Raw genomic sequence first — 13,818 nt, 5'->3', positions numbered from 1 at the left:
GAAATAGACGGAAACGATTTGGTCTAAGAATGAATTTAATTGCTGGAATGGTGAACTGGACGCTCTTAAATTAACTTTCGCAAGAGATCTAATGATCTCTAAATTAGAAATCATACCTACATATAAATCATAAATAATCGGATTCAATTCTTTTTCAATACCATAGTACACATTCCCCTCATTAGGTCCTTCATTTAAATTATCAATATGCGAAGTAATATATTGGACAAAATATTTATCAAATTTTTTAATATCCAGATAAACTTCCTTTGCAATATTTGAAACTGTCTCAACTCTCTTTTGTGTTTTCCATTGCTTTGAAATACAGTAAGCCACGATAACCGTTAAAATTGCGGCAGCAATCGTTGCAATAGCTCCCCAATCAAGCACACAATTCTCAACCATTTAGTTCTTTTCCTTTCTAAATAAACGATTTATATCAATTATGTAAAACTTCAAACATCTTGGATTAGATTAACGCTAACATAACTCAAAATACTTTATTTAGAATAATTAAGGATAGCAAATGGCATTATTTGCAGTCATCGGGCTTGGCAGTTTCGGTGCGACCGTGGCCACGCAACTGATCAGCCTGAAGCATGAAGTGATCGGAATCGACCTGAATAAAAAATATGTAGAAAACATTTCCGATCAACTGACCCATGCCGTGATTGCCGATGCAACCGATGAACATGTACTGGATGAGCTGAACATTCAGCGCTGTGATGCCGTTGTTGTGGCAATTGGAGAGGATATTGAGGCCAGCATTCTGTGTGTATTGCACTTAAAAAATATGGGCGTGAAGAAAATCTGGGTGAAGGCCAAATCCAAATCCCATCACATGATTCTGACCCATCTCAATGTCGAAAAAATCATTCACCCTGAAGAAGATATGGGCGTTCGGGTGGCACAGTCATTAAGTTATCCGATGGTCAGTCGTTATATGGCGCTTGAGGATGATCATTATATTGTCAAAATTGAAATTCATGCAGATCATCATGGTACGCCACTGAATCAGTTGATGAAGCATGCTCCTGAAATCACTACCTTATTACATAAACGCGGATCTACACTGCAATATCACGTAGATGCCAATCAGATTCTTCAGGAAGGCGATATTTTACTGGTTGAAGGATTGCTGGAACCTTTGCGCCGTCTTGCTAAATATTTTAAACATCTATGAAAAGTTCTGATTTAAAGCAACACAGGACGATTAACCTCAGTCCTCCGAGCTTACTGGCTTTGGGTTTTCTCGGATTAATTCTGATCGGCTCACTGCTGCTGATGCTGCCTATTGCACATCATGGAGAAATCAGCTGGCTGGAGGCGATTTTTACAGCAACTTCTGCTGTGACCATTACCGGGCTATCGGTGGTGAATGTCGGTGAAGCCTATACCGTATTTGGTCAAATCGTGATTATGTTTTTGTTGCAATGCGGCGGCTTGGGTTTTATGACCTTTGCCATTCTGGCAGTGATGAGTCTGGCACCGCAACTGGGGCTAAAACAACAAGTCATGGCACAGGAGTCCATTGGACAAACTAGTCTGAAAAAAGTCAGTTTTACCATTAAAGCCGTGTTTTTATATTCTCTATTCTTTGAAGCAATCGGTACGCTGATTCTGACTTTGGCTTGGCTCAAAGAATATCAGTTTAGCGATGCACTATTTTATGCAGCTTTTTATAGCGTCTCCGCTTTTAATAATGGTGGATTTTCACTATTTCCAAATAGCTTGATGAGCTTTTCAGGACAGTATCTGATTACCTTTACCATCAGTATGCTGTATATCATTGGCGGTATCGGTTTTCTGGTGCTGATGGACGTCAAAGAACATAAGCGCTGGCGTAAGTTGAGTACCAACAGCAAGCTAATCCTCTCAACGATTCTGGGTCTGAACCTAAGTGCTTTTATCGTACTTTGGCTATTGGAGGCTTCCAATCCACAGACCTTAGGTCTCATGAGTTTGGGCGATCAGGCCGTGAATGCCTGGTTCCATGCCACCGTTCCCCGCTCTTCAGGTTTTCATAGCTTGCCAATGGAACAAATGAGTGATGCATCCACTCTAGTTACCATATTTCTAATGTTTATTGGTGGAGGTTCCTTAAGTACAGCGGGCGGCATCAAAGTCGGAACGTTTATTATTGTGGTAATAAGCGTAATCAGTTTTTTAAGACGCGAAGATGAGATCCGGCTGTTTAATCACTCTATTCCTGAAAAAACTACGTTTAAAGCATTAGCCGTGGTGTGTATTACTGCAGCGCTGATCATGATGGGTTTTATGAGCTTATTAATCCTGGAACCTGAGCAGGATTTTCTGGATCTGTTGTTTGAAGCCGTGTCTGCAGCTTGTACCGTCGGTTTGTCCCGAGGGGTAACAGAGGAACTACAACCTGCCAGTTTGATTATTCTAATGCTGTTAATGTTCGCAGGGCGTCTAGGGCCACTGACGCTTGCTTATTTTATTGCGACTCCGAGAAAGAGTCGTCTCAAACATCCGCCTTCAGAAATCCAGATTGGCTAATCTATCTATAAAAAAACCATGCAGCGGCATGGTTTTTTATTTTCATTCCAAGATGTTTAAAGTTGGAATCCTAGAACCAGTTCATCAAGGAAACACCTAAACCGACATACGTGGCACGATGGTTATAATCAATCAGGCTTTCTCCGTAACCATCAAAAAGCTGGAATTGACCACGCAAACGCCCACTGATCGGGAATGACCAGTCGAACTGTACGGCTCCACGGTTGTTATCTCCACCTTTTAAAGTATGTCGCAGCATCAATGAAAAATCATGCTCCTTATAACGATAAAATGCGGTCATGTCTCCACGGCCAATATAGTTTTTGATTTCTGGATTGTTATCATCTTCTCGCTTCTCTTCAAAGCGATACCAAGGACGAACCATCAAGGCAAAATTGTCTTTTTCAAAACCAAGATTCAGCATCACCCGATTCCAGCTACGTGATAACGGATCAGAGCGGCCATTGGACTGATGATTGATGGTCAGTCCCAACATACGCCAGTTCAGGCCTAAAAGATCATAGTTGGTACGGAAAATTAAACTGGCTTCAGGTTCATAGTTAGTTTCACGAAACGGACGTGATTCTTCCGAGTTATACACCTGCCAACGTGAAGACTGGGTATAACCAAGCCAGAGATCGCCATTATCGCCCAAAATATTTTCAACCGCCTTGGTCTTTAAAGACAACTGAAACTTTGCTTCGGTTGAGGTGAGATTTTGGTCTTCTTTCACCGTGTTTTCTGGATTTTCACTTTGAGGGAATTCATTTTTCTTTGATGTCCAGAAACCTGGCATCAAATACACTGGCTGATAAGAACGAATGTTCCAGGTGCCTAATTTACTTTCTGGAGAGAGTTCCCAGCGGCTATCCAGCAAAGACAGATTCGGCGTCAGCTTTGATCCTTCAGAAGCATAAATATTGGAAACGGTTTGACCAATTTTCGCTTTTAAATTATCGGGTTCAGGTGCAAGTTCTACCGCAGCACGACGCTCAGAAACGATTTCAGGCTTATCGGTTACCGGAATTTTAAATAAAGCATCATAGCAAGCCAGACGCTCTGCACTACTTTCTAGTGCGGCACAGGCTTCGGCCGTTGCCGGCATGGGGCTGTTAACTACTGTTTCTTCCGCATTCACTTGCGTCCCAACTGCACAGCCCAGCAAAACGCTCAGCTGTAGAGTTGAGCGCTTAAACAAATTAAGCGCCATCCCTTATCCTCTTTTTTTTATTTATAGAACTTGTTGAATTACAAAACCAAGCTGTTCCAGCATTTCACGTTTTGCCACTGGCGCTACAACGGCTTTCGTCGCCTGCTGCTCGACCAGATAAGTCTGTGCAACACGCTGCAAATCATCCAGTGTGACATTCAATAAACGTTCACGTAATTTTTTACGGAACGCTGGCGTACGTTGATGCAGGTAGGAATAACATGCAGTAATGGCTTCGCCTGCCGGTGAACCTGGTTTATCCATGCTGGCAATCAGACCCAGAATGGCTTCTTCCAACTGGTGTGGCTGTTGTGGTGCATTAAGTAACCACTGAATACTTGCATCAAAATCCTGGAAAGTTTCTGCCAGACGTGGGTCACGATAGCTGTAGAAACGGAACGAACAGGCATTGCCGTCATAGCTAGCACCACCACCATAAGCACCGCCTTTTTCACGGATGGCGCTGTGCAGGAAGCCATTACGCAAATAACCCGCCAGTACCATCAATGCAGCAGCATCAGGATGTGAGACTTCAACTGCTGGATAAGCAGCCGCACAGAACTGGACATTGGCTTGAATCAACCAGGCTTCATTCTGATCATGGGTTACTTTTTCGACTTGAGTCAGGGCAACTGGTGCAGAATCCACCGCAAGCTTGTCCCAGACATTCTGGATTTCTTCAATGAGATGCTCAGATTGCGGCTCTTCACAGACTAACAGGAATTGCTTTGGTGCTTGCAACAAGACCCGATGAATCCGTTTTAATTCATCAATCAGCAGATCATATTCAGCCGGATCTTTTTCGATCTTAGACACCAGCTCGATCAGCCAGTTCAATGCACCCAGACCGGTATTGTGATAATCACGCAAAGCCAATGCACTATGCTGACGTGAAGCCGTTTGCATTGCATAGCTATGTCCAGAACCAGAAATACGTGACTGCCAGCGCGTTTTACGCTGTTGTAACAGTTCAACAATACGGTCTTTCTCATCAAAACGAAGCTGTTCAAAACCGATCTTTAACAGACGAATTGCATCCAGATGATTCACCAAAGATTTGGTGGTCAACGTCAACCAGGCAGTAATTTTGTTTTTGTCATCGACTTTAGAACGCAAAGATGCGCCCATGCCCAGACCGCCACTTACCGCTGTTTGCAGTTGCTGGAACTCAAGATAATCATACTCACCCGCACCAACTTCACCCATCAGGATCGACAGCAGGTTAAAGTAAGGCGACTGCACCACTTCATCCGGAATATTGACCAGAACCTGTTGGTAATAAATACCATTAGTACCGGCATGATACAGGTTCAACGGCGTATCAACACGGTTACAGATAATCTCGCGTAACTGACCTTGCACAATCTGTAATTCCGCAGGAACATCTTCCAGACCGACTTTCGGCAATAAATTCAAGTCATCCGGCGTGTCCTGACGCACATTCAATGCTTCAGTCTGCGCAATAATTTCAGCTTTCTGTTCTTCAGTCAGATTCTTGCCAATTTCAGCCAGACGCGCTTTTTCATCCGCTGCTTCTTTGGCAGATTTAGTCGCATCCGGAACCAGTGTCAATTGGACACGATGCGGATTATCCAGCAAATGCTCTTTGATCAGATTGGAAAGCCACATTGGATCTTGCAGTTCTTCCTTAACTGCGGCAATCGCAGAGTCCACATCCCAAACTTCGACCGGATCACGGTGATGAATTGCGCTGCCCAAACCGCTCAGAATCAGGCTCAGACCATACGGCGTACCATCACCATTGATTTCACGCTGATGCAATTCAATTTGATGCAGAATCGCATCGACCATGTTCTGATCAACCGGTTTAGACGCAACCTCTTCCAGAACCTTAAACACACCATTTTTAAATTCTTCTGCATGTTCAGGATTTGAACCCTGTACCGCACAGTAGAAAGTCATTTCAAAATTAGAATCATCCACGCCCATGAATGGACCTGTTGCATCAGCATAACCACACGTTTCCAGATAATGACGCAGTGGTGATGCTGAATCTTCTAACAAGATACCTTCAACTAAACGCATACCTAACCGCAGTTTAATGTCACTGGCTTCTGGCAATAACCATGACAGCACATGATAGGTCTTGTCCTGCAGGTCTTCAGCATCAACAGCATAGCTGTCTGTCACCGTCAATGGTGCAGTCAAACGGGTTTCAGGTGTTGGATACAGCGTCTGACCTTTTTCAAATTTGGACAATGCCAGATTTTCAAACTGCTCTTGCAGTTCGAATGCTGTTTTATTGCCAAAGGTCATGAAGACTGCATTACTTGGATGGTAATGTGACTTATAGAAATCAACTAACTCTTGGTAAGTCAGGTCAGGAATATCTTTAGGATCACCACCAGAATTATAATGATAGGTGGTATGCGGATATAAATGATGCGCCAGCGTGTGATACAGCTGGTCTGAAGGCGAACTCATCGCACCTTTCATTTCATTAAAAACTACGCCTTTATAGACAGGCTCGCCATTTTCCAGCTCAATGCGAATGCCTTCCTGGGCAAAATCCAATGGATTCAGGTTCGCAGCAAATGCTGCATCCATATACACTTCAAGCAGGTTCTGGAAATCCTTGCTGTTTTGGGTCGCAAATGGATATGCAGTCCAGTCCGCCGCAGTAAAGGCATTCATGAAAGTATTCAATGAACGGCGAATCATCAGGAAGAATGGATCACGCACCGGGAATTTTTCTGAACCACACAGCGCAGTATGTTCCAGAATATGTGCTTCGCCTTTAGAATCCATCGGCTGGGTACGAAACGCCACCAGAAAGACATTTTCGTCATGATTGGTCGCCAAATGATAATGCGTGGCGCCAGTCACTTTATGTTTATATTCAGACACGAAAATGTCTAAAGCTTCAACATGTTGTTGACGTACCAACTGAAACGCAGGATGTACAGTTTGAGAAATGGTTTCAGTGACATCTACAGTCATGCGATCTCCTAATGCTTTAATTAAAATAACTAAGCGCATTATAGCTTTAGTTATCTGAATTATTCACGTTGAAAACCGAGGATTTTGATCGAATTAAGTAAACTTGATCATTTGAAAATTAAATCATCAAATTTACTTCCTGCATCTAGATGAGTATTTACAAGCTTAAGAAATCAGATATTTAAAATAGTTATAGCTTGGATTATTTTCTACAAATACATAATTCTGCTTTTGATAAAAACTGGCGGCCAGTCGGGTATCTGTTTGCAGGCACAAAGCTGAATAATGCGGACGTGCCAATTGCTCCAGGTAAGCCAAAAGCTGTTTGCCGACGCCATGCTGACGATATTTCGGATGCACATAGAAACGGCGTACCCGACCAATGCGGTCTTCAATGCCATTATCTCCCCATTGCTGGTTCAAGCCACCACAGGCAACCAGTTTCTTGCCATCATGCGCCACCACCAGATATTCATTGGCGTGGCTAAAGCAGTTTTTCCCGGTGCGATATTCTTCTATTAACTTATCTACCAAATTATAGCCTTCTTTACGTGCCAGAGTTGCCAGTGTTTCGATCTGATCCGGGAGTTGTTCGGCTGTTACAATTTTAATATTCATATACGCACACTATTTGAAATTGTTGTGGAGAATGACAGTTGCCAAGCGACTTAAAGTATCATGCCAGGAGCGATATCTCTTTATAAATAAAATGTGATCCTTAAATCAATGCTGTAGCGCACCAGTGCACAAAAATAAGCCAGTTTTTTAGACCAAAGATAGCTGCTGAACAAAATACAGCATTTTTGAAAAGTATTTGAAAATGATTCAGCAAACTACAGCAATCCCAAGCAATCGTGTAAACTTAGGACTTTCATTTTTAATGTGATATTTGAACATGGCAACTGTTGATCTTTTTGCGATTGGTAATGCGCTGATTGACCAAGAATTTAAAGTTTCTGATGACTTTTTAACTGCACATCACTTGCAAAAAGGCACCATGCAACTTGCAGATGGTGAGACTCAGGCCACTCTTTATCAAAATCTTCAAGCGACTCAAGTGTATAAGGGTCAGGCTTCAGGCGGTTCAGCAGCCAACACTACCGTGGCATTTTCTGCGCTCGGTGGTTCTGCATTTTATGGCTGTCGTGTCGGAAATGACGAACTGGGGCACATCTACCTGAAGGGTTTGAATGATGCAGGTATTAAGACCACCACCCAATCGATCAGTGAAGGCGTAACAGGGACATGTATGGTTCTGGTCAGCCCTGATTCTGAACGTACCATGCATACCTATCTGGGTATTACGGCCGAACTGACTGATCAACAAATTGATTTCAGCGCACTAAATAGCGCGAAATGGCTATATCTCGAAGGTTATTTATCAACTTCTGACACAGCACGTCATGCCGTACAACAAGCACGTGATATTGCCCGTGCCAATGGCGTTAAAATTGCCCTAACTTTATCTGATCCTGCCATGGTGCAATACGCGCGTGCCGGTTTGGATGAAATGATTGCAGATGGTGTAGACTTGCTGTTATGTAACCAGCAAGAAGCGCTGATGTATACAGAAACAGATAATCTTGAGGCAGCCCTGCTTAAATTAAAAACAATCAGTCAGCACGTTGTCATTACATTGTCAGCTGAAGGCGCACTGATTTCGGATTATCAAAATACATTTACTGTTCCTGGCCGTAAAGTGCCTGCAGTAGATGCCAACGGTGCCGGTGATGCTTTTGCCGGGGCTTTCCTGTACGGATTGAATGCTAATTTGGGTCTTCAAGCTGCGGCTGAACTGGCGATTCTCATTTCGAGCCAGGTGGTTTCACAATTTGGTCCACGCCTGGCAGTTGAAGACTATGCGGCATTATTACAAGACTTTCAAAAGGAATGTGCTTAATGTTTAAAATTTGCATGACCGAAGACGTTCCAGAACGCGAAGCACGCTCTTTTGAGCTTCCCGATGGAGATAATATCTTTATCACACAGCGTGACGGTGCCTTCTATGCTTATCAAAACCTGTGTCCGCATTTGCAGGTCGAACTGGAATTTCTGGAAAACCAGTTTCTGGATCGCGATCAGGAATTTATTGAATGCTCCACGCATGGCGCCTTGTTTCTGGTAGAAAGCGGTGAATGCATTTCTGGGCCTTGCCAAGGTCAAGCACTTGAAAAAGTAGAGATTACCGTGCATTCTGATGGTGGAATTTACCTCTCAGAATAAGACTAAAACGGACTTCACCATGCCTGCATTTTTTCTAGACTATAACCTGATGCCTTTTCATCTGAGTTTATTGGCGATTATTCTGTTCGGTGTGGTGAAAACCATTGGTTTCTATTTTGGACTCAGACCCAGCAAGTTTCTGCAAAAAATTTCACCTTATGACTTTCAGCAGATGGATCTACTAAACGTCAAATTCTCCAAAACCTTGATTGTGTTTTTCTTCCTGATGAATTTTAGTTTTGCCGGCTATGTTTTACAGTTCCTGATCTATTCTCAGGAATTTAAATTTCTGCCTGCTTATTACCTGATTATTCCGGCTTTAATCATTGCGACTTTTTTTACTATTTTTATGATTCACTGTCTGGATCAGGTCATTCCACCTAAATATAAAAAGAACAATGTCAATTTACTTGGCCGTTTGGCGACAATTTCCAGTGGCAATGCCCGACCCGGTTTTTCTGCTCAAGCGCGGGTGCGAGATGAGTATGGGCAACTGCATTATGTACAGGTAGAACCTGAGTTTGGTGAACTCGGTTTTCAGTCGCAGATTATCCTGATTCGCATGAGAAAATCTCATTATGTTGCCAAGAAAATTTGTAAATCTAATCAGCTGTTCAGCATGAATCTAGATTAAATTCTAAATCATTTAATAGTTATTAAAAAATCCCGACAGATATCGGGATTTTTTAATGTCTATATTTATTTTTTAAGAAGTCCTGAAACCATATTCAATACATTTTGAATATCATTATTGGCTTCCTGCTTGCTGGTTTGCTCACCTTGTGGAGTAAGCGAATCAATAATCTGCGGCAAGACCTGTGAAATCGCACTATACACATCCTGCTTCGGTGCATGGGTTTGCTGTGCAACTTCTTCAACTTCCTGCTCATCAAACAGGTTCTGCACCTGCTGCGGATCGACATTGGCATTTTCACCGGGACCGGTCGACACCCAATCATCGACCTGACTATTGAGCCCCTGTCCTTTAAGCTTATCTAATGCACCCTGTAAACCGCCCTGTTTTTGAATCCAGGCCAGTACTAAAGGCAGTACTGCAATCAATAAGGTTTTACCGGTAGAACCACCTAGTCCTGAACGAGGCTGGGCAGTACTTTGAGTACTACCACCACCAAACTGACTTAGTACTGAACCTAAAATTGTCCCCAGACCATTTTGTCGGTTCTGCTGACCGGTTTGATTCTGCTGGTTTTGAGTATTTTGATTTTGCTGAGGATTTGACTGGTTTAAATGCCCTAGCACAGACCCCAGGATATCTGCCAAGCCACCTTGTGGTGAGGACTTTTGCTGCGACTGTCCGTCACCCAATGCCTGCTTTGCTAATATTTCCACAATACTACTCAGGTTTGTCATGTCCTATATCCTATGTGCATCTTAATTACAGAATACGGCCTGCCCTCATATTGTCTAGGCAAGATTGTGTTAATATTTGCAATCTTGGTTAAGCAGGTTTTCGGCTTACCAGCGAAATTTATCCCAGTTTTCCGGATTAGCCCAAAATTTGGAGTTAAACCAGTCTGGCACGTGCTTATAGGTTAAAATATTAAACTGCCACAGCGCAAAATCGGCCTCATGTGTGGTCTTGTCAATCAGCTGGGTAAATCCTAAAGCTCTCAATAACTTTTCATTTTGCAGTCGGCTGATCACCACTAGCCGTTTGGCAAACAAATCACGTAATTTCACCAGAATTTGACTCATGATCTGTTCAGACAAATGTTCTGTTTCTGCAGTATCCAGCATCACCACAGCCAAGTCATAACGTTGCTGAAAAGGCAGATTTAAAAAGTCAGATACGCTAAAATAGGACCATTGAATAGCTGGCTGAAACTGGACTTGGCTCAAGTCCTGCCCAATACAAATAGCAGTATGAATTGGCTGTTCCTGTGCGAAATCGTCTAGCATCGAAGTAATGACATTCTGCTCAGCCATAACTGCATCCTTATGATTTAAGTGAGTAATTTTTATGGAACTTCAGGGCATTTGTCATAAAATGCACGTCGGCCTCAAGGACCTTAGTGTAACTGATCAACAGATACAGCGGGCAAATGTTGAATATAAATTAATTTTAGATCGTGCAGAAATTGATCTTCCGTTTAATTTAGGCCAAGAAATCGAGATTGAATGGACCGGTAATATTTACTGCGTGTCTTGTGGCAACAAAACTTCCAAATCATTTTCGCAAGGTCACTGTTTTAAATGTTTTAAAACCAATGCTTCATGTGATATGTGCATCATGAAACCAGAGACTTGCCATTATCATTTGGGCACTTGCCGCGAAGATGAGTTTGCACAGAATGTCTGCTTTCAGCCACATATTGTCTATTTGGCCAATTCTAGCGCATTAAAGGTCGGTATTACCCGTACCAGCCAAATGCCGACCCGCTGGCTTGATCAGGGTGCGACCCAGGCCCTGCCGATTATGAAAGTTGGCTCACGTCGTCTTTCTGGAAAGCTTGAGGTCATGTTTAGTACTCAGGTTGCTGATAAAACTGATTGGCGCAAGCTACTCAAAGGTGAAGCAGAACCCCTCAATCTGATTGAAGTGCGTGAACAACTGTTAGAAGAATTTGCGCCTAAAATTCAAAGCATTCGTGAAGAATTTAATCAGAATCTAGAATTTAATGAAAATATTGAAGTATTGGAAGATGAATTCGCACGAGAATTTATTTATCCGGTAGAACAATATCCAGAAAAGATTAAATCGCATAATCTTGATAAAACTCCCTTAATTCGTGGCAAGTTACAAGGCATCAAGGGGCAGTACTTAATTCTGGATACTGGCGTAATTAATATGCGCAAATATACTGGTTATGAACTGATTATTCGTGCTTAATCCATTATTTGCTTAGAGCATAAAAAAACCAGCCCGCAGGCTGGTTTTTTATACAACAATTTTATTTGATTTTTGCCTGAGATTTCAGGTAACGCGTATAGTCATCAAATTCCTGCTGACCACGAAGTTGTTGATATAACTTCACCAACTCACTGCGTTGTTCTGCACTCAATACATCTACCGGGTTCTTCTTCACTTCTGATACCGCAACCACAACCAGCTCATTCGGCATTTTCGCTGTCGTCACTGACCAATGGCCTGCTTTTGGTGTCGGAAGACTAAAAGCCGCACGCTGTACATCACGTTTTAGCAAACCTTCAGCACGTGTGTAAACACCAGCATCTTCAAAGATCAAATCACCTTTCGCCACTGCCGCAGCCGGTTTGGTTTTGAACTCATCCAAAGCTTTCTGAATTTTTGCTTTTGCCAAAGCAGCTGCTTTGTCTTCAATCAACTGAGCCTTAACACGCGGTTTTGCTTCTGCCAGTGTTTGTTCGCCAGCAGCATGATAATTACGCACCTTGATCCAGGCTACATCACCATTGGCCAACTGAATGCTTGATGAAGCATTAAGATCACCATTTTTAACATCATCATTAAACAGTTTAACCTTGAGGTTAGCATCGCTCAGCACTGGATCACGAGTCGAAAGTTTTACTCCTTGGGCTTTCTGGACTTGTACACCTTTAACTTCCTGTGTAACGGCATCCAGAGAATCACTTCCTACTACCATATCATTTAGCGTATTGACCGTATCAGAGAATGCATTGGATTTTTTAGCAGCCAAGGCTTCTTCAGACAAACGTGCTTTTTGTGACTCAAAAGAAGGAACCGCAACATCTGGCGTTTGCACAGAAATAATGTGGTATCCATAATCTGTTTTCACCGGTGCAGAAACCTGACCTGATTTTAAAGAATTAACCGTCTGGTCAAATGCAGTGCCAAATACACCTTCTTCATAGACAGCAAGCGCACCACCTTTAGACTTAGATTCAGGATCTTCAGAATATTGTGCTGCAGCTTGAGCAAAAGTGGTACCGGCTTTAATTTTGGCTGCAATCTCGGTCGCCAGTTTTTTCGCTTCAGCATCACTACGACTGTCCGCCGTAATTAAAATATGCTTCACATCTGGTTTAACTGCCTGTTTTTGTGTCGCGACAAAAGCCGTGTACGCTTCCTGAAGCTCAGCATCTGTAACCTCTAAGCTCTGCACCTGAATATCGCTTGGCTTTAACACCACATAGTCGACATCTACACTGGTCGGCTGTTTAAATAGCGTTTTGTGTTTTTCATAATAAGCAGCAATATCTGCATCCGTCACTTTGACATCTTTTTTATAGCTGTCCAGATTAATGCTGGAAATATGAATATGACGTTGTTCAGTTTGTAAATCGGCAATCTGCTGCATTTCGACTGGGCTCACCAGTGGATAATCCAGGAAAGTTGATGACAGCATCTTCAGCGCATGATCTTTACGTAAACTTTCAATCAAAGCACGATTAGTCATGCCAATTGATTTTAGATAATTTTCATATAAAGCATTCGAGAACTTGCCATCTTGCTGGAAAGTAGGCTGCTGAGCAATCATCTGTTCAATTTGCTGGTCACTGAGACTGATCCCTAATTCTTCAGCTTGTTGCAGCAATAAAGTACGTGCAACCAGCGTATCCATGGCTTTCTGGTCAATGAAGCTTTGATTCAGTAAAGTTTCATCCCCATTGGCATAACTGAGATATTGTTCTTTAAATGATTTGGTCAGTGACTCTAATTCTTTTTGAGATATTTCAGTCCCGTTCACTGATTTTGCCGCATCAGAGTTTCCGCTGCTAAAATATCCTTCAATACCTACAAGTGCTAACGGGGTCAAAAACAGAACGAGCAAGACTTTGCCCAACCAACCCTTAATAACTTTACGAAAAGCTTCCATAAGTATTCCAATATTTTATTTGCAAAGGATTTTAACCGAAAATACCCATTGAATGAATGTGTTAATCATCACAATTAAATTTATCAATAAAAAACGCGCCAAAGAAGGCGCGTTTCGTCGCTGGGT

The 13,818-nt window shown here is 42.5% G+C and carries 13 protein-coding genes; 6 read left to right on the top strand and 7 right to left on the bottom strand.

Annotated elements, in window-relative coordinates; genetic code table 11:
• Positions 1-405 (bottom strand): hypothetical protein (locus tag NI464_RS04790; RefSeq protein ID WP_420914103.1); only part of this gene is annotated, 405 nt, incomplete at its 3' end.
• Between the two features lie 121 nt (positions 406-526).
• Here NI464_RS04790 and NI464_RS04785 point away from each other — a divergent pair.
• Complete coding sequence (locus tag NI464_RS04785; protein ID WP_005246545.1) at positions 527-1,183, top strand: potassium channel family protein; 657 nt, start codon at positions 527-529, stop codon at positions 1,181-1,183.
• On the top strand, positions 1,180-2,520 hold the full coding sequence (locus NI464_RS04780) for a TrkH family potassium uptake protein (RefSeq protein ID WP_253137867.1): 1,341 nt from the start codon (positions 1,180-1,182) through the stop codon (positions 2,518-2,520). Before NI464_RS04785 ends, NI464_RS04780 begins: the two co-directional genes overlap by 4 nt.
• A gap of 70 nt (positions 2,521-2,590) precedes the next feature.
• Here NI464_RS04780 and NI464_RS04775 read toward each other — a convergent pair whose 3' ends face one another.
• The 3 genes from NI464_RS04775 to NI464_RS04765 all read right to left on the bottom strand — a co-directional run bounded on the left by NI464_RS04775 (position 2,591) and on the right by NI464_RS04765 (position 7,309).
• Positions 2,591-3,730: a phospholipase A gene (locus tag NI464_RS04775; RefSeq protein WP_253137866.1), complete on the bottom strand. Its 1,140-nt coding sequence runs from the start codon at positions 3,728-3,730 to the stop codon at positions 2,591-2,593.
• A gap of 21 nt (positions 3,731-3,751) precedes the next feature.
• Positions 3,752-6,691: an insulinase family protein gene (locus tag NI464_RS04770; RefSeq protein ID WP_253137865.1), complete on the bottom strand. Its 2,940-nt coding sequence runs from the start codon at positions 6,689-6,691 to the stop codon at positions 3,752-3,754.
• Between the two features lie 165 nt (positions 6,692-6,856).
• Positions 6,857-7,309, bottom strand: coding sequence for a GNAT family N-acetyltransferase (locus NI464_RS04765; protein ID WP_005107150.1), 453 nt, complete (start codon positions 7,307-7,309; stop codon positions 6,857-6,859).
• Between the two features lie 277 nt (positions 7,310-7,586).
• Between NI464_RS04765 and NI464_RS04760 the strand changes: the two genes are divergently transcribed.
• Genes NI464_RS04760 through NI464_RS04750 form a run of 3 tightly spaced genes read left to right on the top strand, consistent with a single transcriptional unit; the run spans position 7,587 to position 9,548 of the window.
• Positions 7,587-8,591 (top strand): adenosine kinase, encoded by a 1,005-nt coding sequence (locus tag NI464_RS04760; RefSeq protein ID WP_004646774.1) that lies wholly within the window; start codon positions 7,587-7,589, stop codon positions 8,589-8,591.
• Between the two features lie 14 nt (positions 8,592-8,605).
• The gene (locus NI464_RS04755) at positions 8,606-8,914 is read left to right on the top strand and encodes a Rieske (2Fe-2S) protein (RefSeq protein ID WP_004279797.1); all 309 of its coding nucleotides are present in this window, start codon (positions 8,606-8,608) and stop codon (positions 8,912-8,914) included.
• 19 nt (positions 8,915-8,933) lie between these two features.
• Positions 8,934-9,548 carry an OB-fold-containig protein gene (locus tag NI464_RS04750; protein WP_004279798.1) on the top strand — a complete coding sequence of 205 codons (615 nt, stop codon included), beginning with the start codon at positions 8,934-8,936 and terminating at the stop codon, positions 9,546-9,548.
• Between the two features lie 65 nt (positions 9,549-9,613).
• On the opposite strand, the gene NI464_RS04745 is transcribed toward NI464_RS04750, so the two are convergent.
• The gene (locus NI464_RS04745) at positions 9,614-10,285 is read right to left on the bottom strand and encodes a YidB family protein (RefSeq protein ID WP_253137864.1); all 672 of its coding nucleotides are present in this window, start codon (positions 10,283-10,285) and stop codon (positions 9,614-9,616) included.
• 105 nt (positions 10,286-10,390) lie between these two features.
• Positions 10,391-10,861: a DUF6231 family protein gene (locus NI464_RS04740; protein ID WP_004279801.1), complete on the bottom strand. Its 471-nt coding sequence runs from the start codon at positions 10,859-10,861 to the stop codon at positions 10,391-10,393.
• 34 nt (positions 10,862-10,895) lie between these two features.
• On the opposite strand from NI464_RS04740, the gene NI464_RS04735 reads away from it, so the two are divergent.
• Positions 10,896-11,765: a DUF2797 domain-containing protein gene (locus tag NI464_RS04735; protein WP_253137863.1), complete on the top strand. Its 870-nt coding sequence runs from the start codon at positions 10,896-10,898 to the stop codon at positions 11,763-11,765.
• A 61-nt stretch (positions 11,766-11,826) separates the two neighbouring features.
• Here NI464_RS04735 and NI464_RS04730 read toward each other — a convergent pair whose 3' ends face one another.
• Entirely contained in the window at positions 11,827-13,692 is a 1,866-nt protein-coding gene (locus NI464_RS04730; RefSeq protein ID WP_253137862.1) for a SurA N-terminal domain-containing protein, read from the bottom strand.
• Positions 13,693-13,818 lie beyond the last annotated feature (126 nt).

The organism is Acinetobacter lwoffii (assembly GCF_024129685.1).
GTDB classification, from domain to species: domain Bacteria; phylum Pseudomonadota; class Gammaproteobacteria; order Pseudomonadales; family Moraxellaceae; genus Acinetobacter; species Acinetobacter lwoffii_X.
The sequence above is the reverse complement of the archived record's forward strand: the minus strand, read 5'-3'. Positions and strand labels throughout refer to the sequence as shown.